Annotated in this window: 23 protein-coding genes; 8 read left to right on the forward strand and 15 right to left on the reverse strand. The window is 70.5% G+C overall.

From position 1 onward, the window contains the following. Positions 1–16: 16 nt before the first annotated feature. From ACWCP6_RS16340 to ACWCP6_RS16390, 11 genes are all read right to left on the reverse strand, one after another. A complete protein-coding gene (locus ACWCP6_RS16340) occupies positions 17–337 on the reverse strand; it encodes a DMT family transporter (protein ID WP_450933104.1) in 321 nt (106 codons plus the stop codon). A gap of 93 nt (positions 338–430) precedes the next feature. Beyond that, a complete protein-coding gene (locus ACWCP6_RS16345; protein WP_450933105.1) occupies positions 431–796 on the reverse strand; it encodes a VOC family protein in 366 nt (121 codons plus the stop codon). 49 nt (positions 797–845) lie between these two features. Next, entirely contained in the window at positions 846–2,237 is a 1,392-nt protein-coding gene (locus tag ACWCP6_RS16350) for a hypothetical protein (protein WP_450933106.1), read from the reverse strand. A gap of 352 nt (positions 2,238–2,589) precedes the next feature. Further along, entirely contained in the window at positions 2,590–2,937 is a 348-nt protein-coding gene (locus tag ACWCP6_RS16355; protein WP_450933107.1) for a metal-sulfur cluster assembly factor, read from the reverse strand. Next, positions 2,934–3,392 (reverse strand): Fe-S cluster assembly sulfur transfer protein SufU, encoded by a 459-nt coding sequence (sufU, locus tag ACWCP6_RS16360; protein ID WP_450933108.1) that lies wholly within the window; start codon positions 3,390–3,392, stop codon positions 2,934–2,936. The genes ACWCP6_RS16355 and sufU overlap by 4 nt, the downstream gene beginning before the upstream one ends. A gap of 13 nt (positions 3,393–3,405) precedes the next feature. Then, entirely contained in the window at positions 3,406–4,662 is a 1,257-nt protein-coding gene (locus tag ACWCP6_RS16365) for a cysteine desulfurase (protein WP_450933109.1), read from the reverse strand. Further along, on the reverse strand, positions 4,659–5,423 hold the full coding sequence (gene sufC, locus ACWCP6_RS16370) for a Fe-S cluster assembly ATPase SufC (RefSeq protein WP_450933110.1): 765 nt from the start codon (positions 5,421–5,423) through the stop codon (positions 4,659–4,661). Before sufC ends, ACWCP6_RS16365 begins: the two co-directional genes overlap by 4 nt. A gap of 7 nt (positions 5,424–5,430) precedes the next feature. After that, a complete protein-coding gene (locus tag ACWCP6_RS16375) occupies positions 5,431–5,748 on the reverse strand; it encodes a non-heme iron oxygenase ferredoxin subunit (protein ID WP_450933111.1) in 318 nt (105 codons plus the stop codon). Beyond that, positions 5,745–6,929, reverse strand: a complete 1,185-nt coding sequence (gene sufD, locus ACWCP6_RS16380) for a Fe-S cluster assembly protein SufD (protein ID WP_450933112.1) — start codon at positions 6,927–6,929, stop codon at positions 5,745–5,747. Before sufD ends, ACWCP6_RS16375 begins: the two co-directional genes overlap by 4 nt. 55 nt (positions 6,930–6,984) lie before the next feature. Continuing rightward, complete coding sequence (gene sufB, locus ACWCP6_RS16385; RefSeq protein WP_351469255.1) at positions 6,985–8,406, reverse strand: Fe-S cluster assembly protein SufB; 1,422 nt, start codon at positions 8,404–8,406, stop codon at positions 6,985–6,987. After that, positions 8,403–9,155: a helix-turn-helix transcriptional regulator gene (locus ACWCP6_RS16390; protein WP_450933113.1), complete on the reverse strand. Its 753-nt coding sequence runs from the start codon at positions 9,153–9,155 to the stop codon at positions 8,403–8,405. Before ACWCP6_RS16390 ends, sufB begins: the two co-directional genes overlap by 4 nt. Positions 9,156–9,339: 184 nt before the next feature. Between ACWCP6_RS16390 and ACWCP6_RS16395 the strand changes: the two genes are divergently transcribed. The 3 genes from ACWCP6_RS16395 to ACWCP6_RS16405 all read left to right on the forward strand — a co-directional run bounded on the left by ACWCP6_RS16395 (position 9,340) and on the right by ACWCP6_RS16405 (position 12,136). After that, entirely contained in the window at positions 9,340–10,263 is a 924-nt protein-coding gene (locus ACWCP6_RS16395) for an ATP-binding cassette domain-containing protein (protein ID WP_450933114.1), read from the forward strand. A 53-nt stretch (positions 10,264–10,316) separates the two neighbouring features. Next, entirely contained in the window at positions 10,317–11,033 is a 717-nt protein-coding gene (locus ACWCP6_RS16400) for an ABC transporter permease (protein ID WP_450933282.1), read from the forward strand. Between the two features lie 98 nt (positions 11,034–11,131). Beyond that, positions 11,132–12,136 carry a COX15/CtaA family protein gene (locus ACWCP6_RS16405; protein ID WP_450933115.1) on the forward strand — a complete coding sequence of 335 codons (1,005 nt, stop codon included), beginning with the start codon at positions 11,132–11,134 and terminating at the stop codon, positions 12,134–12,136. Positions 12,137–12,182: 46 nt separating this feature from the next. Here ACWCP6_RS16405 and ACWCP6_RS16410 read toward each other — a convergent pair whose 3' ends face one another. The 4 genes from ACWCP6_RS16410 to ACWCP6_RS16425 all read right to left on the reverse strand — a co-directional run bounded on the left by ACWCP6_RS16410 (position 12,183) and on the right by ACWCP6_RS16425 (position 16,741). Next, positions 12,183–13,295 carry an amidohydrolase family protein gene (locus ACWCP6_RS16410; RefSeq protein WP_450933116.1) on the reverse strand — a complete coding sequence of 371 codons (1,113 nt, stop codon included), beginning with the start codon at positions 13,293–13,295 and terminating at the stop codon, positions 12,183–12,185. Beyond that, the gene (locus ACWCP6_RS16415; protein WP_450933117.1) at positions 13,295–14,635 is read right to left on the reverse strand and encodes a glutamine synthetase; all 1,341 of its coding nucleotides are present in this window, start codon (positions 14,633–14,635) and stop codon (positions 13,295–13,297) included. The genes ACWCP6_RS16410 and ACWCP6_RS16415 overlap by 1 nt, the downstream gene beginning before the upstream one ends. Positions 14,636–14,942: 307 nt before the next feature. Beyond that, complete coding sequence (locus tag ACWCP6_RS16420; protein ID WP_450933118.1) at positions 14,943–15,308, reverse strand: hypothetical protein; 366 nt, start codon at positions 15,306–15,308, stop codon at positions 14,943–14,945. Positions 15,309–15,760: 452 nt separating this feature from the next. Beyond that, complete coding sequence (locus tag ACWCP6_RS16425; protein ID WP_450933119.1) at positions 15,761–16,741, reverse strand: heme o synthase; 981 nt, start codon at positions 16,739–16,741, stop codon at positions 15,761–15,763. 449 nt (positions 16,742–17,190) lie between these two features. On the opposite strand from ACWCP6_RS16425, the gene tkt reads away from it, so the two are divergent. Genes tkt through pgl form a run of 5 tightly spaced genes read left to right on the forward strand, consistent with a single transcriptional unit; the run spans position 17,191 to position 23,801 of the window. After that, complete coding sequence (gene tkt, locus ACWCP6_RS16430; protein ID WP_450933120.1) at positions 17,191–19,293, forward strand: transketolase; 2,103 nt, start codon at positions 17,191–17,193, stop codon at positions 19,291–19,293. A gap of 36 nt (positions 19,294–19,329) precedes the next feature. After that, positions 19,330–20,448 (forward strand): transaldolase, encoded by a 1,119-nt coding sequence (gene tal / locus ACWCP6_RS16435; RefSeq protein ID WP_450933121.1) that lies wholly within the window; start codon positions 19,330–19,332, stop codon positions 20,446–20,448. 4 nt (positions 20,449–20,452) lie between these two features. Continuing rightward, positions 20,453–21,976, forward strand: coding sequence for a glucose-6-phosphate dehydrogenase (gene zwf, locus ACWCP6_RS16440; protein ID WP_450933122.1), 1,524 nt, complete (start codon positions 20,453–20,455; stop codon positions 21,974–21,976). Continuing rightward, the gene (opcA, locus tag ACWCP6_RS16445) at positions 21,973–23,019 is read left to right on the forward strand and encodes a glucose-6-phosphate dehydrogenase assembly protein OpcA (protein WP_450933123.1); all 1,047 of its coding nucleotides are present in this window, start codon (positions 21,973–21,975) and stop codon (positions 23,017–23,019) included. Before zwf ends, opcA begins: the two co-directional genes overlap by 4 nt. Continuing rightward, a complete protein-coding gene (pgl, locus tag ACWCP6_RS16450; RefSeq protein WP_450933124.1) occupies positions 23,016–23,801 on the forward strand; it encodes a 6-phosphogluconolactonase in 786 nt (261 codons plus the stop codon). Before opcA ends, pgl begins: the two co-directional genes overlap by 4 nt. Positions 23,802–23,893: the final 92 nt, after the last annotated feature.

Below are 23,893 nucleotides of genomic sequence, written 5' to 3' on the forward strand. Positions count from 1 at the left end.
GGCCTGGTCCCGGTCATCAGTGGGCACCGCCCAGGTTGAGCAGGACCACTCCGCCGATGACGAGGGCGATCCCGGCGAGCTTGGCCGCCGTCATCGGCTCGTCGAGGAACAGCATGCCGATCCCGGCGATGACGGCGGTGCCGACCCCGGCCCAGATGGCGTAGGCCGTGCCGACCTGGATGGTCTTGAGCGTCTGGGCCAGCAGCACGAAGGCGACGAGATAGCCGGCGACGGTGATCAGCGTGGGCCAGAGTCTGCTGAATCCGTCCGCGTACTTCATGGCCGTGGTCGCGGTGACCTCGGCGGCGATGGCTCCCGCGAGGAGCACGTATCCCATGTGTACGAGTGTACCCATCGATGCGTACACCCGTACACATGAGCGCGGCGCACCCGGCCGACCCGGGTCGGCCGGCCCGCAGCGGCCGCATGCTCAGTCGACGAGCGAGTTCTTCGGCCGCAGCACACAGAACTCGTTGCCCTCGGGGTCCTCCAGGACCACCCAGCCCACGTCCTCGCCCTGCCCCACCCCGGCGCGGCGTGCCCCGAGCGCGAGGATCCGTTCGACCTCGGCGTCCTGGTCGTCCGGCGCCAGGTCGATGTGCAGCCGGTTCTTCACGGTCTTCGCCTCCGGCACCGGCACGAAGCACATCCCCGGGTACGCCGACACACCGGCGCCGATGACGACTTCGTCCTCGGCCTCGAAGAGCACCTTCCAGTCCAGCACCTGGCACCAGAACCGCGCCTGGGCCGGCAGATCGTGCGCGTCCACCACGAGGTGGTACATCGATACGGTCATGCGGCCAGTCTCCCCCGGCCGCACGACACCCTCCAGTACCTCCGGACCGTCAGGACACCGTGAACCACGTGGCCCTGGACTTCTTCCACTCCGGGTGGGTGAGGTCCTTGGCCTCCGTACCGTCCCCGTACAGGTCGGCGGAGCCGTCGTCCGTGAGCAGCCGCGCGCGGGCACCCGGCGCCGACAGGTCCGGCACCGACACGACGGCCTCCCAGCCGCCCGGGTCGCTCGTCGGCAGGTCCACGCGCTTGACCGGCGCGTGCCCCGCCACCCCGTCCCACTGGTAGAGCGCATACGGGTCGAAGTTGTCGTCGGCGGCCCAGCTGCCGGCCACGATCAGATACTGGCCGGCGGCGTTCTTGCGGATGTCGCGGACGGAGAGCCCGCCGAGGTCCAGCTCGACCGGCGCCCCGAAGACCGGCTTCGCACCGCTGCCGACCACCTTGTCGATGTTGGTGACCGGCACGAGCAGCGCCTTGCCGCCGTTCTGCGGGGGCACCAGCGGGGCGCGGAAGCCGATGTACGCGGTGGTGGACGAACCGGGGGCGAACTCCAGGCCCTCGACGTTGAACCCGTCGATCTGCTTGGGCACCTGGCCGGCGGCCGTACCGGCCGCGAAGCCGTACCGGCCGCCGTTCGCCTCGTCCCAGGCCACGAGGTCGTCACGCAGCTTCCGGTAGGCGGAGCCGTAGGTCAGCTGCGTCGACGCGCCGCTCCCGGTCACCGTGGTGGTGAAGACGGTGTTGCGGGCGGACTTGTACTCGCCGTCCTTGTTGTTGCCCAGCGATCCCGTCCAGTAGACCGTGTCACCGACGCGGGCCGCGCCCTCGATGTCGATCTCCTTGTCCACGCCGATGCGGGAGCTGAAGTCCCACGTCCTCACGGGCGCTCCGGAGGCCGAACCGTCGTACAGCCGCAGCACATTGGACTCGTCGTCGGCGACGAGGACGTACCCGCCGCCCACGTCCACGGCGGCCGACGCGTCGGACGACCCGGTGAAGTAGCGGGTGTCCGCCGCCTGCTGGACGGCGGCCGACGCGGCGTAGTGCAGGGTCTTGGTGGCCGTCCTGCCGCCCAGTCCGGTCACCTTGAGGGTGAGGTCGGTGTAGCCCCGGCCGCGCGCGGCCACGGCGACGCTCCGGGTGGCGCCGGTCCCGGCGACGGAGACGTCGCCCGGCTGGGCGACCGAGGACTTCGTGCTGGCCGAGGCCGCCACGGTCAGCGATGAGGCGTCCGCACCGCTCTGCCCGACGGTGACGGTCACGGTCGGGTCGCCGGTCGCCCCGACGGCCCCGGACAGGTACGAGGCGGACAGGGAGATGGTCGGGGTTCCGTAACTCGCCGCGTGTGCGGGTGCGTTCAGGCCGACGCCGACGAGTGCGAGGACGCCGCCCGCGGCGGCGACGGCCCGGCGGCGGGACGGGGAAGCGGTGTGCGGCACAGGAGTGGCCTCTCCACGAGGTGATCTTGCCGGTGTCGAGGAGAAGGGTGGGCCGTCTCCCCCAACACGGGTGGCACGGCACCGGTACTCCGGGCGAACAACAGCCGTGCGGCGGGCGACACTTCGCCGCGCCGACGGCCTGCGCCGCACACGCCTCGCGCGCTGCGGGGCGCGCCGTGCCCCGTCCGCCCCGCGGCCCCCTGCCTCCTGCCTCCTGCCTCCGCCCCTCACCGGATCAGGCCCGCGCCCCGCGCTCCGGACACCGCCGGGGTCACTGCCGCACGACACGCTCCCCACGGACATGCGAAGGCCCCGGCTCGATGAGCCGGGGCCTCACACCGTGTGCGGCGGGTCAGACGTTGAAGCCGAGCGCCCGAAGCTGCTCGCGGCCGTCGTCCGTGATCTTGTCGGGGCCCCACGGGGGCATCCAGACCCAGTTGATGCGCAGTTCGTTGACGAGGCCGTCCGTGGCGGACTTGGCCTGGTCCTCGATGACGTCGGTGAGCGGACAGGCCGCGGACGTCAGGGTCATGTCGACGGTGGCGATGTTCGCGTCGTCGACGTGGATGCCGTAGATCAGGCCGAGGTTGACGACGTCGATGCCCAGCTCGGGGTCGACGACGTCCATCAGCGCCTCGCGCAGCTCCTCCTCGGAGGCAGGCTTGGTCGCGACTGCCTCCGGCGTTCCGTTCTCGCTCATGCGGTCTTCGCCTCCTCCGCGAAAGCCTGGGCCGTCGCGTCCTTCCACGCCATCCAGCTCAGGAGGGCGCACTTCACTCGGGCCGGGTACTTGGACACCCCGGCGAACGCGACCGCGTCCTCCAGGACCTCCTCCATGGCGTCGTCCGGCTCGATGCGGCCCTTGGACTGCATCAGCTCCAGGAAGACGCCCTGGATCTTCTGGGCCTCGGCCAGCTCCTTGCCGACCAGCAGCTCGTTCAGCACGGAGGCCGACGCCTGGCTGATGGAGCAGCCCTGGCCCTCGTAGCTGATGTCCTCGATCCGCTCACCGTCGTACTTCACACGGAGCGTGATCTCGTCGCCACAGGTCGGGTTGACGTGGTGCACCTCGGCGTCGCCGTCCCGCAAGCCCCGCCCGTGCGGGTGCTTGTAGTGGTCCAGGATGACGTCCTGGTACATCGAATCCAGCTTCACTGGCAGCAGCCCCTCAGCCGAAGAAGTTCCGTACGTGCTCCAGACCGTCGACGAGAGCGTCGATCTCGCCCGGCGTGGAGTACAGATAGAACGACGCTCGCGTGGTCGCAGGAATTCCGTACCGCAGGCAGACCGGCCGTGCGCAGTGGTGGCCGACCCGGACCGCGATGCCCTGCTCGTCGAGGACCTGGCCCACGTCGTGCGGGTGGATGTCGCCGAGCGTGAAGGAGATCGCCGCGCCCCGGTCCTCGGCCGTGGTCGGGCCGATGATCCGCAGGTCGGGGACCTCCAGCAGGCGCTTGACCGCGTACTCCGTGAGCGCGTGCTCATGCTGCTGGATCTTGTCCATGCCGATCGAGGAGAGGTAGTCCACGGCCGCGCCGAGGCCGACGGCCTGCGCGATCGGGGGCGTGCCCGCCTCGAACTTGTGCGGCGCGGGGGCGTACGTCGACGAGTGCATCGAGACCGTCTCGATCATCTCGCCGCCGCCCAGGAAGGGCGGGAGGTCCTCCAGGAGCTCCTGGCGGCCCCACAGCACGCCGATGCCGGTCGGAGCGCACATCTTGTGGCCGGTGAAGGCCACGAAGTCGGCCTGGAGCGCCTGCACGTCCAGGGCCATGTGCGGGGCGGCCTGGGAGGCGTCGATGCACACCAGCGCACCGACCTCCTGGGCGCGGCGCACTATGGCCTCGACCGGGTTGACCGTGCCGAGGATGTTGGAGACCAGGACGAAGGACACGATCTTCGTCTTCTCCGTGATGACCTCGTCGATGTTCGACAGGTCGAGACGGCCGTCGTCCGTGAGGCCGAACCACTTCAGCTTCGCGCCGGTGCGCTGCGCCAGCAGCTGCCACGGAACGATGTTGGAGTGGTGCTCCATCTCGGTGATGACGATCTCGGTCTCGTGGTCCACGCGGTAGGGCTCGTCGGCCCAGCCCAGCATGTTCGCCACGAGGTTCAGCGACTCGGAGGCGTTCTTGGTGAAGATCACCTCGTCGCGGCTGGGCGCGTTGATGAACGCGGCGACCTTGTCCCGCGCGCCCTCGTACAGCGCCGTGGCCTCCTCGGCGAGGACGTGCACGCCTCGGTGGACGTTGGCGTTGTAGCGCTCGTAGTACTCGTTGAGCACGTCGAGCACCTGGCGCGGCTTCTGCGAGGTCGCCGCGTTGTCCAGGTAGACCAACTTCTTTCCGTCGTGGAGCACCCGGTCCAGGATCGGGAAGTCCTTACGGATCGCCTCGGTGTCGAGGAGGCCCGGCAGCTGTGTCACGCGGATACGCCACCCTTCACGTAGGACTCGTAGCCCTCGTTCTCCAGCTTGTCGGCGAGCTCGGGGCCACCGGACTCGACGATGCGGCCGCCCGCGAAGACGTGCACGTAGTCCGGCTTGATGTAGCGGAGGATGCGGGTGTAGTGGGTGATCAGCAGGGTGCCGACCTCACCGGTCTCGCGGACGCGGTTGACGCCCTCGGAGACGATGCGCAGCGCGTCGACGTCGAGGCCGGAGTCGGTCTCGTCGAGGATCGCGATCTTCGGCTTGATCAGCTCGAGCTGGAGGATCTCGTGGCGCTTCTTCTCACCGCCGGAGAAGCCCTCGTTGACGTTGCGCTCGGCGAAGGACGGGTCCATGTTGAGGCGCTCCATGGCCTCCTTGACCTCCTTCACCCAGGTGCGCAGCTTGGGGGCCTCGCCGCGGACGGCGGTGGCGGAGGTGCGCAGGAAGTTGCTCACCGAGACGCCGGGGACCTCGACCGGGTACTGCATGGCGAGGAAGAGGCCGGCGCGGGCGCGCTCGTCGACGGACATCTCGAGGACGTCCTCGCCGTCGAGGGTGACGGTGCCGCCGGTGATCGTGTACTTGGGGTGACCCGCGAGGGAGTAGGCGAGAGTCGACTTGCCGGAGCCGTTGGGGCCCATGATGGCGTGCGTCTCGCCCTGCTTCACGGTGAGGTCGACGCCCTTGAGGATCTCCTTCGTGGCGTTGTCGGCCTCGACGGTGACGTGCAGGTCGTGGATTTCAAGCGTTGCCATGGGTGCCTCAGGACTCCTGGGTGAGGGAGACGAGTACGTCGTCCCCTTCGATCTTTACGGGGTATACGGGGACGGGGCGCGTCGCGGGGAGGCCGGACGGCTTTCCGGTGCGCAGGTCGAAGCTGGAGCCGTGCAGCCAGCACTCGATCTGGCAGTCCTCCACCTCGCCCTCGGACAGCGAGACGTTCGCGTGCGAGCAGATGTCGTAAATGGCGAACACCTCGCCCTCCGTCTGCACGATGGACACCGGCGTGCCGTCGAGTTCCACCCGCTTCGGGGTGTCCTCCTCCAGCTCGTTCAGGCCACAGGCGCGTACGAACGTCATGCGACCGACGCCTCCAGCTCTTCCTCGATCTTGTCGATGAGGCGGGCCTCGATGTCCTCGACGCCGATCTGCTGGACCAGCTCGGCGAAGAAGCCGCGGACGACGAGGCGGCGGGCATCGTGCTCCGGGATGCCGCGGGCCATCAGGTAGAAGAGCTGCTCGTCGTCGAAGCGGCCGGTGGCCGACGCGTGGCCGGCGCCGACGATCTCGCCGGTCTCGATCTCGAGGTTCGGCACGGAGTCGACGCGGGCGCCGTCGGTCAGAACCAGGTTGCGGTTCATCTCGTAGGTGTCCGTGCCCTCGGCCTTGGCCTCGATGAGGACGTCGCCGATCCACACCGCGTGGGCGCTCTCGCCCTGGAGCGCACCCTTGTAGGCGACGTTCGACTTGCAGTGCGGGGTGTTGTGGTCGACGAGGAGGCGGTGCTCGTGGTGCTGGCCGGAGTCGGTGAAGTACAGGCCGAAGAGCTCGGCCTCGCCGCCGGTGCCGGCGTACTGCACGCGCGGGTGCAGGCGTACCAGGTCGCCGCCGAAGGTCACCACGAACGACTTGAAGGTGGCGTCCCGGCCGATCAGCGCGTTGTGCTGGCCGACGTGGACGGCCTTGTCGTCCCAGTCCTGGACGGACACGACGGTCAGCTTGGCGCCGTCGCCCAGGACGTAGTCGACATTGGCGGCGAGCACGGCGTCACCGGTGTGGTCGATGACGACGACGGCTTCGGCGAAGGCTCCCAGCTCGACGACCTGGTGGCCGTAGGCGACCCCGCCCTCGCCGTGCACGGCGATGCGGATCGGCTCGGTGAGCACCGTCTCCTTGGGGACCGTGACCACGCCGGCCTTCTCGAACGCCGAGTACGCCTGGGCGGCGACGCGGTCCACCGGGGTGCCCGCCCTGCCGAGGCGCGCGTCGTCGCGGCCGACGGTCTCGACGGTGACGCCCTCGGGGGCCTGGACGACGACCTTCACGCCCTCGCCGGTGGCGACCGCGGTTCCGTCGTGCAGCCCGCGCAGGCGCTCCAGCGGGGTGAACCGCCACTCCTCCTCACGGCCGTGGGGGACCGGGAAGTCCGCCACGTCGAAGGACGGGGGCGCGCTCATGCGCGTGGCGACGGTCGACTCGGCGGCCACCGCGATCTGGCCCGCGGTGGTGGAGCCCACGGGGATGTTCTGAGCCTCAGCCATGGCTGTCGTAGTGCTCTCTCTCTGCGTAAGACGTGTGCTGACCGATGGGGCGGGGTTAGCCGACCGCGCCTTCCATCTGCAGCTCGATCAGCCGGTTGAGCTCGAGGGCGTACTCCATGGGCAGCTCCTTCGCGATGGGCTCGACGAAGCCGCGCACGATCATCGCCATCGCCTCGAACTCGCTCAGACCGCGGCTCATCAGGTAGAAGAGCTGGTCCTCGGAGACCTTGGAGACGGTCGCCTCGTGGCCCATGGACACGTCGTCCTCGCGGACGTCCACGTACGGGTACGTGTCGGAGCGGGAGATCGTGTCGACGAGCAGCGCGTCGCACAGCACGTTCGACTTCGATCCGGCGGCGCCCTCGCCGATCTCGACCAGACCGCGGTACGAGGTACGGCCACCGCCGCGCGCCACCGACTTGGAGACGATGTTGGAGGACGTGTTCGGCGCCATGTGGACCATCTTGGAGCCGGCGTCCTGGTGCTGCCCCTCGCCCGCGAAGGCGATGGAGAGGGTCTCGCCCTTGGCGTGCTCGCCCATCAGGTAGACGGCCGGGTACTTCATCGTCACCTTGGAGCCGATGTTGCCGTCGATCCACTCCATGGTCGCGCCCTCGTACGCCACGGCGCGCTTGGTGACCAGGTTGTAGACGTTGTTCGACCAGTTCTGGATGGTCGTGTAGCGGCAGCGGGCGTTCTTCTTGACGATGATCTCGACCACGGCGCTGTGCAGCGAGTCCGACTTGTAGATCGGGGCCGTACAACCCTCGACGTAGTGCACGTAGGCACCCTCGTCGACGATGATCAGGGTCCGCTCGAACTGGCCCATGTTCTCCGTGTTGATGCGGAAGTAGGCCTGGAGCGGGATCTCGACGTGCACGCCCTTCGGCACGTAGATGAAGGAGCCACCCGACCACACGGCGGTGTTCAGCGAGGCGAACTTGTTGTCACCGACCGGGATGACGGTCCCGAAGTACTCCTTGAAGAGCTCCGGGTGCTCCTTCAGGGCGGTGTCGGTGTCGAGGAAGATGACGCCCTGCTCCTCCAGGTCCTCGCGGATCTGGTGGTAGACGACCTCGGACTCGTACTGGGCCGCGACACCGGCGACGAGGCGCTGCTTCTCCGCCTCGGGGATGCCGAGCTTGTCGTACGTGTTCTTGATGTCCTCGGGCAGGTCCTCCCAGGACTCCGCCTGCTTCTCCGTGGAGCGGACGAAGTACTTGATGTTGTCGAAGTCGATGCCCGACAGGTCCGAGCCCCAGTTCGGCATGGGCTTCTTCTCGAAGAGCCGCAGGCCCTTGAGGCGGAGCTTGGTCATCCACTCCGGCTCGTTCTTCTTCGCCGAGATGTCCCGGACCACGTCCTCGCTCAGGCCACGCTTCGCAGAGGCACCCGCCTCGTCGGAGTCGGCCCAGCCGTATTCGTACTTACCCAGGCCCTCGAGCTCAGGGTGGGCAGTCTCCGTGGGGAGAGTCATGCGGGGTTCCTCCCGGCCGTGCTTGCGGATGATGGTGTCGTGGTCTGTTGTGCGGGCGGCGCCGTCTGCGGATCGCCCCGGGGGATGTACGTCGTGCAGACGCCGTCGCCGTGGGCGATGGTGGCCAGTCGCTGGACGTGCGTCCCGAGCAGGCGGGAGAAGATCTCCGTCTCCGCCTCGCACAGCTGCGGGTACTTCTCAGCGACGTGGGCGACCGGGCAGTGGTGCTGGCACAGCTGCTCGCCGCTTTGCCGACCGGGTGCGCTACGCGCCGTAGCAGCGTACCCGTCGGCACTCAGGGCCTTTGCCAGCGCCTCGGTGCGCTCCCCGGGGGGCGCCTTCTCGATGGCCTCACGGTACGCCTGGGCCTGGGCCTCGATCCGGTCGCGGGCGAAGGCCGCGACGGCCGCCTCCCCGCCCGCGTTCTCCGCGATCCAGCGCAGCGCGTCGGCGGCGAGTGCGTCGTAGGACTGGTCGAAGGCGTCCCGCCCGCAGTCCGTCAGCGCGAACACCTTGGCGGGCCGGCCGCGGGTACGCGCTCCGTAGACCCGCTGCTCGCGCGGCTGTACGACATCGTCGGCGACCAGCGCGTCCAGGTGACGGCGTACGGCCGCCTGGGTGAGGCCGAGCCGGTTCGCGAGCTCGGTGACGGTCGACGGGCCGTGGTCCAGGATGGACCGCGCGACCCGGTTGCGCGTGGAGCGCTCCCCGGTCACGAGCTCTTCGTGAGCCTCGCCGACGTTTTTCACAACGCCATTGTTGCGTAATTCCTCGGGCTCGGACAAGCGCCCTGGATACGGGCCCACGGTGTCCTCGATCACTAAGGGTTACCTAAATAGCCCGCGGCACCCCTTGGCGGGACCGGGATTCCGCGGTGGGGACCGGGGGCCCCGGCCTCCCGGCGGCCCGATCGGCTCCCTAGACTTGCGCCTCATGCGAAGTGAGCCCGTCGTCCAGGTTCAAGGCCTGGTCAAGCGGTACGGAACCAAGACCGCCGTCGACGGTCTCGACCTCACGGCCTCCGGCGGCATCACCGCCGTCCTCGGCCCGAACGGTGCCGGCAAGACGACCACCGTCGAGACCTGCGAGGGCTACCGGAAGCCGGACACCGGCACGGTGCGCGTCCTCGGCCTCGACCCGGTCCGGGACGCGGCGGCCCTGCGCCCGCGGATCGGCGTGATGCTCCAGTCGGGTGGCGTCTACTCGGGCGCCCGGGCGGACGAGATGCTGCGGCACGTGGCGAAGCTGCACGCGCACCCGCTCGACGTGGACGCGCTGATCGAGCGGCTGGGGCTCGGCTCCTGCGGCCGTACGACGTACCGGCGGCTCTCCGGCGGGCAGCAGCAGCGCCTCGCGCTCGCCATGGCCGTCGTGGGCAGGCCCGAGCTGGTCTTCCTGGACGAGCCCACCGCCGGCCTCGACCCGCAGGCCCGCCGGGCCACCTGGGACCTGGTGCGCGACCTGCGCGCCGACGGCGTCTCGGTGATCCTCACCACGCACTACATGGACGAGGCCGAACAGCTCGCCGACGACGTGGCGATCATCGATGCGGGCAAGGTCATCGCACAGGGCTCCCCCGAGGAGCTGTGCCGCGGCGGCGCCGAGAACACGCTCCGCTTCACCGGCCGCCCCGGGCTGGACCTCGCCTCGCTCCTCAAGGCGCTCCCCCCGGACTCCGCCGCCGCCGAGCTGACCCCGGGCGGCTACCGCGTCACCGGCGAGGTCGACCCGCAGCTGCTCGCCACCGTCACCACGTGGTGCGCCCAGCACGGGGTGATGCCGGAGAGGATCTCGGTCGAGCGGCACACCCTGGAAGACGTCTTCCTCGAGCTCACGGGTAAGGAGCTGCGGTCGTGACCACCGCCACCGGAACATACGCGCCCAAGCCGGGTGCGGCCCCGCTCCCCCGCATGATCGGCACGCAGGCGGCGCTCGAGACGAGGATGCTGCTGCGCAACGGCGAGCAGCTGCTGCTCACCGTCGTCATCCCGACGCTCCTGCTGGTCCTGTTCAGCTCGGTCGACATCGTCGACACGGGGCGCGGGAAGGCCGTGGACTTCCTGGCGCCCGGCGTCCTCGCGCTCGCGGTCATGTCCACCGCGTTCACGGGGCAGGCCATCGCGACCGGCTTCGAACGGCGCTACGGCGTCCTCAAGCGGCTCGCCGCGTCACCGCTGCCCCGCTGGGGCCTGATGACCGCGAAGACCGCATCGGTGCTGGTCACCGAGGTCCTCCAGGTGGTGCTGCTGACGGTGATCGCCTTCGCGCTGGGCTGGTCGCCGCAGGGCAGCCCGATGGCCGTGCTGCTCCTGCTGGTCCTCGGCACCGCGGCCTTCTCGGGCCTGGGTCTGCTGATGGCGGGCACGCTGAAGGCGGAGGCGACGCTCGCCGCCGCCAACCTGGTCTTCCTGCTGCTGCTGGTGGGCGGCGGCGTCATCGTGCCGCTCACCAAGTTCCCGGCCGCGGCCCGGTCGGTGCTGGAGCTGCTGCCCGTCTCGGCACTCTCGGGCGGGCTGCGGGACGTACTGCAGCACGGCGCCGGGGTGCCCTGGGGGGACCTCGGGATCCTGGCGGCATGGGCCGTCGTGGGGCTCGCGGCGGCCGCCAGGTTCTTCCGCTGGGAGTGACGGCTTCCGCCTCGCAGGCGGCGCGGGCGGCACGGTCCCACGGGGCACGGCGCCGGAAACGTCCCCCTCGTGAAGGCGTGCACAAGCGGCCCCCTACGATGGGGCCCGTGCTCAACGTGACCCGGGACGACGCCGTACGAGCCGTCCGCAATCCGCTCGCCTTCATCGCCGAACGCTGGACGCCGGACCAGCGGACCGTGCAGCGCGCCGCCTTCTCGGCCGTGCTGATGTCGGTGGTCATCGTGGTCACCGGCGGTGCGGTGCGGCTGACGAGCTCCGGCCTCGGCTGCCCCACCTGGCCGAAGTGCACGGACCAGTCGCTCACCGCGACCAGTGAGATGGGCTTCCACGGCGCGATCGAGTTCGGCAACCGGATGCTCACCTACGTGCTGTGCGCCGCCGTCGGCTGGGCGATCGTCGCCGCGCGCGCGCAGAAGCCGTGGCGCCGCGGCCTGACCCGGCTCGGCTGGGCGCAGTTCTGGGTCGTCATGGGCAATGCGGTGCTCGGCGGCATCGTGGTCCTCGTGGGCCTCAACCCGTACACGGTCTCGGCGCACTTCCTGCTCTCCACCGCGCTGATCACGGTCGCCGTGGTGATGTGGCAGCGCACGCTGGAGGGCGACGCGGCGCCCCGTCCCCTGGTCGGCAAGGCGGTGGTCCAGCTGGTGTGGGCCCTGGTCGTGGTCGCGGCGCTGCTGATCGGCGTGGGCACGGTGGTGACCGGCGCGGGTCCGCACGCCGGTGACTCCAGCGACGTCGCCCGGATGCCGGTGGGCTGGGAGGCCGTCGCCGAGGTGCACGCCGTCCTGGCGTGGATCGTGGTGACGCTGGCCTTCGCCCTGTGGTTCGTCCTGAAGGCGGTCGACGCCCCGCGGGGCCCGCTGCAGCGCACGGGCCTGCTGTTCGCCGTGCTGCTCGGACAGGGCCTGATCGGGTACGTGCAGTACTTCACCAAACTCCCCGAGGCCCTGGTGGGTCTCCATATGCTCGGCTCGTGCCTGGTGTGGATCGGGGTGCTGCGGGTGCTGCTGTCCCTGCGGGAGCGGCCGCAGACCGCGGTCGGCCTCCCGGCCCAGGCCGACCCCGAGCTCTCCTCGGTCTGACCCCGGGCTCCCCCGGTCCGGCACGGCACCCCGTTCCCACCCCGGGTCAGCGCTCCGACAGGCCGTACACCCGCCGTGCGTTGCCCGCCGCGATCATGTCGGCGACCCGGCGCGCGTCGCGCAACGACCAGGAGCCGTCGCGGACCCATTCGCCGAGCAGTTCCTCCAGCGCCGTGCGGAAGAGGCGGGCCCCGACGACGTACAGCTCGGGCAGGCCGTAGCCGTCGGTGGAGAAGAGCAGCTTGCCGAACGGGACGAGTTCCAGCATCTCCGCGAGCACGGCCCTGGCCCGTGACCCGGTGTGCGTCAGGGTCAGTCCCATGTCGGCGTAGACGTGCGGGAACACGGCCGCCAGATAGCCGGACTGCCGGTGGTACGGATAGCCGTGCAGCAGGACCAGATCGCAGCCGAGACCCTCGGTGGCCTTCATGAAGTCCGTCAGGAGCACCGGGTCGGACCGGTCGAGGCGCAGGTCCGGGTCGCCGAACCCGGTGTGCATCTGGAGCGGCAGACCGCTGGCGACGGCGCTCCACAGCAGATGCCGCAGCAGCACCGGGTCGCCGAGTCTGCCCTCCGGTCTGCGCTCGGCCAGCCACTTTCCCGCGGCGCGCAGGACCTCGCCGGGCCCGGGCGGCTCGGGGGCGAGACCCAGACCGTGCCGGTAGGCCGCGACCGACTTGAACGCGATCGCGGACTGGGCGGCGAGGTGCAGCGCCTCGGCGAGGTTGGTGACGAAGGACTCGGCGGTGCCGGAGGTGTCGGCGACCTGCTCGGCCAGGAGCTCCAGCCGGACGACCTCGTGGGCCCGCCCGCCGCCCGCCGCGGCCAGCTCGTCGGGGCTGGTCAGATCGCCGCGCAGCCCCGTGTCGACAAGGAAGGTGCCGATGCCGGTGGCGCCCAGCAGTCTGCGGCACGCCTCGTACGCACCGAGTTCACGGCGGCGTGCGAGATAGCGGGCGGGCGAGGTGTACGGGTCGAGTCCGAGCAGCGGCGGGCACCAGCGGCGCACGGCGAACCCGGTCTGGGTGTCGAAGAAGGTGGTGCCGGCCGCTGCGGGCGCGGCGGCCTCGGTGAGGTACGACTCGAAGGAGCCGAGCCCGAGATCGCCGAGCAGCACGCCGTGACAGTGGTGGTCCACCAGGGGCGGCAGGTCGAACATCAGTACCGCCAGCGGGTGGCTGCGGTGATCTCCTGCGGGGAGCGGCCTGCGAAGTCCTCCGCCTCGGCCCGGCGGACGGCCACGACGGCGCCGTGCAGCACCTCGCCCATGGCCGTGCGCAGCGTCTCGGAGGCCTCGAAGCGCGCGGTGGCCTCGTCGAGGGTCTCCGGGAGACGGGCCGCGCCGGGGACCCGCACGGGGTCGCCGGACACCGGCTTGGGCAGCCGGGCGCCCTCCTCCACCCCGGCCAGACCGGCGGCGATGACCGAGCCCGCGAGGAGGTACGGATTCGCGGCGGCGTCGAAGCACTTGACCTCGGCGTGTCCGTCGCCGGGAATCAGCCGGAGCGCCGCCTCCCGGTTCTCGACGCCCCAGACCTGGTAGGCGCCGGCCCAGCGGGACGGGGTGAGCCGCAGGTAGCTGGCCGGGGACGGAGCACCGACGGCGAGCAGCTCGGGCAGCCGCTCCAGGACGCCGGCGAGGAACGCCTCGGCCTCGGGCGCGAGGCCGTACTCGGCGCCGGGGACGCGCTGGAGCTCGGCACCGTCCCGGTGCAGGCTGAGGTGCAGATGGCAGCCGTTGCCGACGCCGTCCGGGTCGAAGCTCGGCGCGAAGGAGGCGCGCAGCCCGTGCCGGGCGCTCACGGCCCTGACGGTCTCGCGCACGAGCACCACGTCGTCGGCGGCGGCGACCGGCCCGTCGGCCGCGGCCGTGGAGATCTCGAACTGGCCGGGCGAGTACTCGGGGTGCAGCTGGAGCACCCGTACGTCCTGCGCCTCGAGGGCGCGTACGACGTCGCGTGTGTAGTCGGACAGCTCGACGATGCGGGTCATTCCGTACGCCGGACCTCGCGTCGCGTACGCCCCGTCCGGGGTGCCGTCGTCGCGGGTGACCTGCCACTCGGTCTCGTACCCCATGCGCAGGGTGAGCCCCGTCGCGGCGGCGCGCTCGGCCATGCGCCGGGCGAACAGGCGCTGGCACGCCGCGTAGGGCGAGCCGTCCTGCTCGTAGCGGTCGGCGGGGGCCCAGGCCCATCCCGGCTGGGCGTGCAGCGCGACCAGCCGGTCCTGGTCGGGGAAGAGCCGCAGGTCGCCGTCGGGACCGCCGAGGTGCGCGGAGGCGACCATGCGGTCCGCCGAGGTGTACGTCTCGAAGCAGGGGGACGCGCCGATCCCGCGCGCGGCGGCCTCCGCCAGCCGGGTGACCGGGAACGTCTTGGTCCGGGCGATGCCGGCGTTGTCGACGAAGGTGAGGGCGACCACCTCCACGCCCTGCGCGGCGAGTTCCGCCGCCCGGTCCCGCCGCTCGCCGTGAGCCGACCCCGTAGTTCCCGCTGCCATGACCTTCCGCCCCTCTCCGTCCGCCGGACGTTGCATCCGTCCGACCCCAGCTTCTTTCCCTGGGTTAACGGAACAGACGCGCCGGGGGTGTTGCCGAGCGGTATTCGGCCATTGTTGGCGGGTTCCGCGGCGGGTCAGGGCGCGGACCCGTCACGGGCGGCCGCCGAGGGCCGCAGGACACGGACCGGAGGCGTCGCGTCCGGGGCGTGACGGCCCGGGGCGGGAGGGGCCGTGGCCCTCACGCCCGGAGGCGCTCCGGCCTCGTGGCCGAAGGCGCCCCGGCCTCACGCCGGGAGGGCGGGGGCCCTCACGCCTTGGCGCCGCCGATCTGGATCCCGGCCATCCGGGACCATTCGTAGGGTCCGGTCTTCACCTTGGCGGCGAACTCGCCGTCGAAGTCCTCGTGGACGGTGATCCCGGCCTTGCGCACGGCCTTCTCGGCGACGGCGTAGCTGGGCGCGACGAGGTCGCCCCATCCGCCGTCCTCGCCGACCAGCACGATGCGGGCGCCCTTGCGGCCGATGTACGCGACCTGCCCCTCGGCCCCGCCGTGCGCCTTCGCGAAGGCACCGATCTCCTTGGCGAGCCGGGCGGCCCGGCGCTCGTCCTTGGCGGCCTGCTTGCCGACCGAACCGTCGGCGCCGCGCTCCTCAACCTGCTGCGTGTCTCCCATGAGCAGGATGCTACCCACGAGTAGATCAACTCGCGACGGCCGCGGCGAGTGGCCTTGCCCACGCGGATCCGCGACCCTCGTGCGGGACGCGCTCAGGGGCGCGACGGGCGGGGCTGCCGGGGCGGGCCGGAACCGTTGGTCCCGATGCTCCGGAAGTGGCTGAATTCGACGCCGGGCTTCGTCGGACAGGAGAGTTCGGCGCAGCGTCGGTAAGTGGTGGATATGCCGGAGGCAGGTCGGGTTCGGCGGATGCTTTTCGATTTGTCCGCCGCCCTGACGGCTCGGTTTTGGCGACCGGGGTGAGCCGGGAGCGCCCGGATTTACGGAGCCCGCAGAAGTATTTGCGGGCGCGGCCGTGGGTCCCGGCAGCGCCCGCGTGATGCACGGCGTGAATTTCAGCTCGCGAGGTGTCCGAGGGGCGCGCACGGAGAGCTTGCACGCCCCGACCGGGGCTACCGCAGGAAGGGGTCCACCGCCACCGCGACGAAGAGCAGGGAGACGTAGGTGATGGACCAGTGGAACAGTCGCATCTCCTTGAGCTTGCCTCCGGACAGACCCTCCTTGGCGCGCGTCTGGAGGCCGTGGGCCTCCCACAGCCACCACCCACCGGTCACGAGCGCGACCGCGGTGTAGAACCAGCCGGTGTACCCCAGCGGCGTCAGGAGGAGGGACACCGCGACCATCACCCAGCTGTAGATGACGATCTGCCGGGCGACCACCTTGTTGGAGGCGAGCACCGGGAGCATCGGCACGCCCACGCGCGCGTAGTCCTCCTTCACCTTCATCGACAGCGGCCAGTAGTGCGGCGGCGTCCAGAAGAAGATGACGAGGAAGAGGATGACGGCGGCCCACGACATGGAGTCCGTGACGGCCGACCAGCCGATGAGCACCGGCATGCAGCCCGCGATGCCGCCCCACACGATGTTCTGCGCGGTACGCCGCTTGAGGATCATCGTGTAGACGACGACGTAGAAGAGGAGCGCCCCGAGCGACAGCCAGGCGGACAGCCAGTTGACCAGGAGCCCGAACCACAGCGTGGAGACGACGGCGAGGGTGAGGCCGAAGACCAGGCCCTCGCGCGGCGAGACCATGCCGGTGACCAGCGGACGCTGCGAGGTGCGGTCCATCAGGGCGTCGATGTCGCGGTCGATGTACATATTGAGCGCGTTGGCGCCGCCGGCGGAGAGGTAGCCGCCCACGCAGGTCGCCAGGACCAACCAGAGGTCGGGCACGCCCTGCTCGGCGAGGAACATCACCGGCACGGTGGTGATCAGCAGCAGCTCGATGATCCGCGGCTTGGTCAGTGCCACGAACGCCTTGACACGGGCCCCGAACGGCCGGTGGCTTGGGCTGCTGTTCGTCCCGAGCTCCCCCATGGCCTTGAAGGCATGGGCGGTGCCCCCATCCGTTGGACGGGATTCGACGGCCGTCACGCACACCCCTGACAGAGACATCCCAGCGAGCCCGACGACGGACGGAAGTGAAGTCCCGGTAAAGGCTCGCGCGTACCACGCCACTCTAGACGTTGCCCATACCTCGCCCTTCGCCGGGGTGGGGTCGTGTTGGGCGGGATGCCGGGACGGGGCCGGGGGCGGCGGCGGGGGCGGGCACGACCCGGACGGACGGTGCCATCACCCCACGAATCGACCGTCCAGATGAGCGTCCGCCAATTCATCTGGATGATTCCTGAGCATCCATTTGAGCGGCGCCGTATTCACATGGTGAACACGCAGAATCGTTTGTCGCGATGCGGATGCGCCCCGGTCCCGGCAGTCTGGAATGAGTCGAAAAAATGCGCGTTCTCTCGGGGGTAGGCTCGACAGCGGCCGGTGAACGCAGAGAGCACCGGCATTCGACATGTGGAGAGGAGCCCTGACCCAGGGTGAGCACCAAGCCGACCACCACAGATCTCGAGTGGACCGATGTGGACCAGCGAGCCGTCGACACCGCACGTGTCCTGGCCGCGGACGCCGTACAGAAGGTCGGCAACGGCCATCCGGGTACGGCGATGAGCCTGGCTCCGGCCGCGTACACCCTCTTCCAGAAGGTGATGCGGCACGACCCGGCGGACGCCGACTGGACCGGCCGTGACCGTTTCGTCCTGTCCGCGGGCCACTCGTCCCTGACCCTGTACATCCAGCTGTACCTGGCCGGCTTCGGCATGGAGCTGGACGACCTGAAGGCGTTCCGGACGTGGGGTTCGAAGACCCCCGGCCACCCCGAGTACGGGCACACGGTGGGCGTCGAGACGACGACCGGCCCGCTGGGCCAGGGTGTCGCCAACGCCGTGGGCATGGCGATGGCCTCCCGCTACGAGCGCGGTCTGTTCGACCCGGACGCCGCCGCGGGGTCCTCCCCCTTCGACCACTTCGTCTACTGCATCGCCGGTGACGGCTGCCTCCAGGAGGGCATCTCGCACGAGGCGTCCTCGCTGGCCGGTCACCAGAAGCTCGGCAACCTGATCCTGCTGTGGGACGACAACCACATCTCGATCGAGGGCGACACCGAGACCGCGGTCTCGGAGGACACGGCCGAGCGGTACGAGGCGTACGGCTGGCATGTGCAGCGGGTGGAGCCGAAGGCGAACGGCGACCTCGACCCCGAGGCGCTGTTCCAGGCCCTCCAGGCGGCCAAGGCGGTCACGGACAAGCCGTCCTTCATCGCGATGCGCTCGATCATCGCCTGGCCCGCCCCGAACGCGCAGAACACCGAGGCCGCGCACGGCTCGGCGCTCGGCGACGAGGAGGTCGCGGCCACCAAGCGCGTCCTCGGCTTCGACCCGGAGAAGACCTTCGAGGTCTCCGACGAGGTCCTCTCCCACACCCGCGGGGCACTCGACCGGGGCCGTGAGGCCAGGGCCGAGTGGGAGAAGTCCTTCCAGGAGTGGCGCACCGCCGCCCCGGAGCGTGCCGCCGAGTTCGACCGCATCGCCGCGGGCGAGCTGCCGGCCGGCTGGGAGGAGAAGCTCCCGGTCTTCGAGACCGGGAAGTCCGTCGCCACCCGCGCCGCCTCCGGCAAGGTCCTGCAGGCGCTCGGCGCGGTCATCCCCGAGCTGTGGGGCGGCTCGGCCGACCTCGCGGGCTCCAACAACACGACGATCGACAAGACGTCGTCGTTCCTCCCGGGGGGCAACCCGCTGCCCGAGGCGGACCCGTACGGCCGCACCATCCACTTCGGCATCCGCGAGCACTCGATGGCCGCGGAGATGAACGGCATCACGCTGCACGGCAACACGCGCGTCTACGGCGGCACCTTCCTGGTGTTCTCCGACTACATGCGCAACGCCGTCCGGCTGTCCGCACTGATGCACCTGCCGGTGACGTACGTGTGGACGCACGACTCCATCGGCCTCGGCGAGGACGGCCCGACCCACCAGCCGGTCGAGCACCTGGCCTCGCTGCGCGCCATCCCGAACCTGCACGTGGTACGCCCGGCCGACGCCAACGAGACCGCGCTCGCCTGGCGAGAGATCCAGCGCCGCTGGACGAAGGAGTTCGGCAAGGGCGCCCCGCACGGCCTCGTGCTGACCCGCCAGGGCGTGCCGACGTACGAGCCCAACGAGGACACGGCGAAGGGCGGTTACGTCCTCGCGGAGGCCGAAGGGTCCGACGGACGGACCGCGGCGCCGCAGGTCGTGATCATCGGTACGGGCTCCGAGGTGCAGCTCGCCGTCGGGGCACGCGAGCAGCTTCAGGCCGCGGGCATCCCGACGCGTGTCGTCTCGATGCCGTCCGTGGAGTGGTTCGAGGAGCAGGACCAGGCGTACAAGGACAGCGTTCTGCCGCCGTCGGTGAAGGCGCGTGTGGCGGTCGAGGCCGGTATCGGCCTGACCTGGCACCGCTACGTCGGTGACGCGGGCCGCATCGTTTCGCTGGAGCACTTCGGTGCCTCCGCCGACGGCAAGGTCCTCTTCCGCGAGTTCGGGTTCACCGCGGATGCGGTGGCCGCGGCCGCGCGGGAATCGATCGACGCCGCTCAGCGCTGACGCAGACATACGACCAAGTAGGAGATGTAACCCCTCATGACAGACGCACTGAAGCGGCTCTCCGAGGAAGGCGTCGCGATCTGGCTGGACGACCTTTCGCGCAAGCGGATCACGTCCGGCAACCTGTCCGAGCTGATCGACCAGCAGCACGTCGTGGGCGTCACCACCAACCCGTCCATCTTCCAGAAGGCGATCTCGTCGGGTGACGGCTACGAGCGGCAGCTCGGCGACCTCGCCGTCCGCAAGCTCACCGTCGACGAGGCGGTCCGCATGATCACCACCGCGGACGTGCGGGATGCGGCCGACATCCTGCGGCCGGTCTTCGACGCGACCGGCGGCCAGGACGGCCGGGTCTCGATCGAGGTCGACCCGCGCCTCGCGCACAACACCCCGGCCACCATCGCCGAGGCCAAGCAGCTGGCCTGGCTGGTGGACCGCCCGAACACCCTGATCAAGATCCCGGCCACCAAGGCCGGCCTCCCGGCGATCACCGAGGTCATCGGCCTCGGTATCAGTGTGAACGTCACGCTGATCTTCTCGCTGGAGCGCTACCGCGAGGTCATGGACGCCTACCTGGCGGGCCTGGAGAAGGCCAAGTCCTCGGGCCTCGACCTGTCCAAGATCCGTTCCGTCGCCTCGTTCTTCGTGTCCCGCGTGGACACCGAGGTCGACAAGCGCCTGGACACCCTCGGCACCGCCGAGGCCAAGGAGCTGCGCGGCAAGGCGGCCATCGCCAACGCGCGTCTCGCGTACGAGGCCTACGAGGAGGTCTTCTCCTCGGACCGCTGGCTGGCCCTGGAGAAGGCGGGCGCGAACAAGCAGCGTCCGCTGTGGGCCTCGACCGGTGTGAAGGACCCCGCGTACAAGGACACCATGTACGTCGACGATCTGGTCGCCCCGGGCACGGTCAACACCATGCCGGAGGCCACCCTGGATGCCGTCGCCGACCACGGGCAGATCACCGGCGACACCATCGCCGGGACGTACGAGCAGGCCCGCACCGTCCTGGACGCGCTGGAGAAGCTCGGCATCTCGTACGACGACGTGGTGCAGCTGCTCGAGGACGAAGGCGTCGACAAGTTCGAGACGGCGTGGAACGACCTGCTCAAGTCGACGGAGGCGGAACTTCAGCGCCTCGCCCCTTCGGAGGGCTGAAACTGTGTCAAGCAGCAACCCGCTGCGTGACCCCGCAGACCGACGGCTCCCGCGCATCGCGGGGCCGTCGGGTCTGGTCATCTTCGGCGTCACGGGCGATTTGTCACGTAAAAAGTTGATGCCCGCCGTGTACGACCTCGCCAATCGTGGCCTGCTGCCGCCGGGCTTCGCCCTCATCGGCTTCGCCCGCCGGGAGTGGCAGGACGAGGACTTCGCGAAGGAGGTGCACGACGCCGTCAAGGAGCACTCGCGCACCCCGTTCCGTGAAGAGGTCTGGCAGCAGCTCAGCCAGGGAATGCGGTTCGTCCAGGGCGACTTCGGCGACGACGACGCCTTCGAGACCCTGCGCTCCACGATCGAGGACCTGGACAAGACCCAGGGCACGGGCGGGAACTTCGCCTTCTACCTCTCCGTGCCGCCGAAGTTCTTCCCGAACGTCGTGCAGCAGCTGAAGAAGCACGGGCTGGCCGAGCAGACGAACGGCTCGTGGCGGCGCGCGGTGATCGAGAAGCCGTTCGGTCACGATCTGACCTCCGCCAAGGAGCTCAACGCGATCGTCCACGAGGTCTTCGCGCCCGACCAGGTCTTCCGTATCGACCACTACCTGGGCAAGGAGACCGTCCAGAACATCCTGGCGCTGCGGTTCGCCAACACCCTGTTCGAGCCGATCTGGAACCGGTCCTACGTCGACCATGTGCAGATCACGATGGCCGAGGACATCGGCATCGGCGGCCGTGCCGGCTACTACGACGGCATCGGCGCGGCCCGCGACGTCATCCAGAACCACCTGCTCCAGCTGCTCGCGCTGACCACGATGGAGGAGCCCGCCTCCTTCGACGCCGATGCGCTGGCCGCCGAGAAGACCAAGGTGCTGGGTGCGGTGCGGCTGCCGAAGGACCTCGGCAAGCACACGGTCCGCGCGCAGTACGCCGAGGGCTGGCAGGGCGGCGACAAGGTCATCGGTTACCTCCAGGAGGAGGGGATCGATCCCAAGTCGAAGACCGACACCTACGCCGCGATCAAGCTGGGCGTGGACAACCGGCGCTGGGCCGGCGTGCCCTTCTACCTGCGCACCGGCAAGCGCCTCGGCCGCCGCGTCACCGAGATCGCGGTCGTCTTCCAGCGCGCTCCGCACTCCCCCTTCGACCACACGGCGACCGAGGAGCTCGGCCAGAACGCGCTGGTCATCCGCGTCCAGCCGGACGAGGGCGTGACCATGCGGTTCGGCTCCAAGGTGCCGGGCACCTCGATGGAGGTCAGGGACGTGTCGATGGACTTCGCCTACGGCGAGTCCTTCACGGAGTCCAGCCCGGAGGCGTACGAGCGTCTGCTGCTGGACGTCCTGCTCGGTGACGCGAACCTGTTCCCGCGCACCGAGGAGGTCGAGCTGTCCTGGAAGATCCTCGACCCGATCGAGGAGTACTGGGACAAGCACGGCCGGCCCGCGGAGTACCCGGCGGGCACCTGGGGCCCGGTCGAGGCGGACGAAATGCTCGCACGAGACGGACGGAGCTGGCGCCGGCCATGAAGATCGACCTTACGGACACCAACGCCAGCAAGATCAACAAGGCGTTGATCCAGGGACGCCGGACGATCGGCTCACCGGCCGTGGGCATGGTCCTCACCCTGGTCATCGTCACGGACGAGGAGAACGCGTACGACGCCCTGAAGGCCGCCAGCGACGCGTCCCGGGAACACCCCTCGCGCACGCTCGTGGTGATCAGGCGCGTCTCGCGCTCGCCCCGCGACCGTACGTCCTCGCGCCTGGACGCCGAGGTCCGGGTCGGCGCCGACGCGGGAAGCACCGGCGAGACGGTGGTGCTGCGGCTGTACGGCGAGGTCTCGGACCACGCCCAGTCCGTCGTGCTGCCGCTGCTGCTGCCCGACGCACCCGTCGTCGTGTGGTGGCCGGTCAACGCGCCGGTCGACGTGGCGAACGACCCGCTCGGCGCACTGGCCCAGCGGCGGGTGACCGACACCTACGCCACCGAGGATCCGGTGCAGGAGCTGGGCGCCCGCGCCGAGACGTACGAGCCCGGCGACACGGATCTGTCCTGGACGCGGATCACTCCCTGGCGCTCGATGCTGGCCGCCGCACTGGACCAGCTCCCGTGCCGGGTCACCTCGGTCGCGGTGGAGGGCGAGGAGTTCAACCCGAGCGTCGAACTGCTCGCGATGTGGCTCGCCGACCGGCTCCACGTGCCCGTCCACCGCGCCGTCTCGGCGGGGCCCGGCCTCACCGCCGTCCGGATGGACACCGACCGCGGCGCGATCGCCCTGGACCGTGCCGACGGGTCCCTCGCGACCCTGTCGATCCAGGGCCAGCCCGACCGCGCCGTGGCGCTGAAGCGGCGCGAGACCGCCGAGCTGATCGCGGAGGAGTTGCGCCGGCTCGACCCGGACGACATCTACGCGTCGGCGCTGCGGTTCGGCGTGGACCGGCTGGAGCAGTCGGCCCCGTCCGGCGCCGGTGCGCCCGGAGCGGACCCGGCTGCGGACACCGGCAAGGGCGGGGGCACGGCGAAGAAGCCGGCCGCCAAGGCACCCGCGAAGAAGGCGGCGGCGAAGTGACCGCGGCTCCGCAGCTCGTCGTCCACCGGGACAAGGAGCTGATGGCGCAGGCCGCGGCGGCCCGGCTGATCACGAAGGTCGTGGACGCCCAGGCCGCCCGCGGCTTCGCCTCGGTCGTGCTGACCGGCGGGCGCAACGGCAACGGCCTGCTGACCGCGCTCGCCGCCGCGCCCGCCCGGGACGCGGTCGACTGGTCACGGCTCGACCTGTGGTGGGGCGACGAGCGGTTCCTGCCGGAGGGCGACCCCGAGCGCAATGTCACGCAGGCCCGCGAGGCCCTGCTGGACCGGGTACCGCTGGACCCGAAGCGCGTGCACCCCATGCCCGCGTCGGACGGTCCGTACGGCAACGACGTGGAGGCGGCCGCGGCCGCCTACGCGGCCGAACTGGCCGAGGCGGCGGGACCGGAGGACCACGGCCCCGTGCCGTCCTTCGACGTCCTCATGCTGGGTGTCGGCCCGGACACGCATGTGGCCTCGCTCTTCCCGGAGATGCCGGCGGTCCGCGAGACGGAACGCACGGTGGTGGGCGTCCACGGCTCCCCGAAGCCGCCGCCGACCCGTGTCTCGCTGACCCTCCCGGCGATCCGGGCGGCCCGCGAGGTGTGGCTCCTCGCGGCCGGCGCCGACAAGGCACAGGCCGCGGCGATCGCCCTGTCCGGCGCGGGCGAGATCCAGGCCCCCGCCGCCGGTGCCCACGGACGCAGCCGCACCCTGTGGCTGCTGGACGCGGCGGCGGCCTCCCAACTGCCGCGCTCGCTGTACCCGCCGGCTTCACCCTGAGAGGGTGCGGAGGGGGGCTCCCCCTCCGCACCCTCCTGTTCCCGGCCCGTACCCGGCTTTCGGCCTCTGCGGGTCCGTGTCTCACTCCGAAC

The organism is Streptomyces sp. NPDC002004 (assembly GCF_053593975.1).

What these genes read in the sequence shown, in the direction of transcription:
- ACWCP6_RS16340 (WP_450933104.1), bottom strand. Translation starts at nt 337, where the DNA reads ATGGGATACGTGCTCCTCGCGGGAGCCATCGCCGCCGAGGTCACCGCG.
- ACWCP6_RS16345 (WP_450933105.1), bottom strand. Translation starts at nt 796, where the DNA reads ATGACCGTATCGATGTACCACCTCGTGGTGGACGCGCACGATCTGCCG.
- ACWCP6_RS16355 (WP_450933107.1), bottom strand. Translation starts at nt 2,937, where the DNA reads ATGAGCGAGAACGGAACGCCGGAGGCAGTCGCGACCAAGCCTGCCTCC.
- sufC (WP_450933110.1), bottom strand. Translation starts at nt 5,423, where the DNA reads ATGGCAACGCTTGAAATCCACGACCTGCACGTCACCGTCGAGGCCGAC.
- ACWCP6_RS16375 (WP_450933111.1), bottom strand. Translation starts at nt 5,748, where the DNA reads ATGACGTTCGTACGCGCCTGTGGCCTGAACGAGCTGGAGGAGGACACC.
- sufD (WP_450933112.1), bottom strand. Translation starts at nt 6,929, where the DNA reads ATGGCTGAGGCTCAGAACATCCCCGTGGGCTCCACCACCGCGGGCCAG.
- sufB (WP_351469255.1), bottom strand. Translation starts at nt 8,406, where the DNA reads ATGACTCTCCCCACGGAGACTGCCCACCCTGAGCTCGAGGGCCTGGGT.
- ACWCP6_RS16395 (WP_450933114.1), top strand. Translation starts at nt 9,340, where the DNA reads ATGCGAAGTGAGCCCGTCGTCCAGGTTCAAGGCCTGGTCAAGCGGTAC.
- ACWCP6_RS16400 (WP_450933282.1), top strand. Translation starts at nt 10,317, where the DNA reads ATGATCGGCACGCAGGCGGCGCTCGAGACGAGGATGCTGCTGCGCAAC.
- ACWCP6_RS16405 (WP_450933115.1), top strand. Translation starts at nt 11,132, where the DNA reads ATGGGGCCCGTGCTCAACGTGACCCGGGACGACGCCGTACGAGCCGTC.
- ACWCP6_RS16410 (WP_450933116.1), bottom strand. Translation starts at nt 13,295, where the DNA reads ATGTTCGACCTGCCGCCCCTGGTGGACCACCACTGTCACGGCGTGCTG.
- ACWCP6_RS16415 (WP_450933117.1), bottom strand. Translation starts at nt 14,635, where the DNA reads ATGGCAGCGGGAACTACGGGGTCGGCTCACGGCGAGCGGCGGGACCGG.
- ACWCP6_RS16420 (WP_450933118.1), bottom strand. Translation starts at nt 15,308, where the DNA reads ATGGGAGACACGCAGCAGGTTGAGGAGCGCGGCGCCGACGGTTCGGTC.
- tal (WP_450933121.1), top strand. Translation starts at nt 19,330, where the DNA reads ATGACAGACGCACTGAAGCGGCTCTCCGAGGAAGGCGTCGCGATCTGG.
- opcA (WP_450933123.1), top strand. Translation starts at nt 21,973, where the DNA reads ATGAAGATCGACCTTACGGACACCAACGCCAGCAAGATCAACAAGGCG.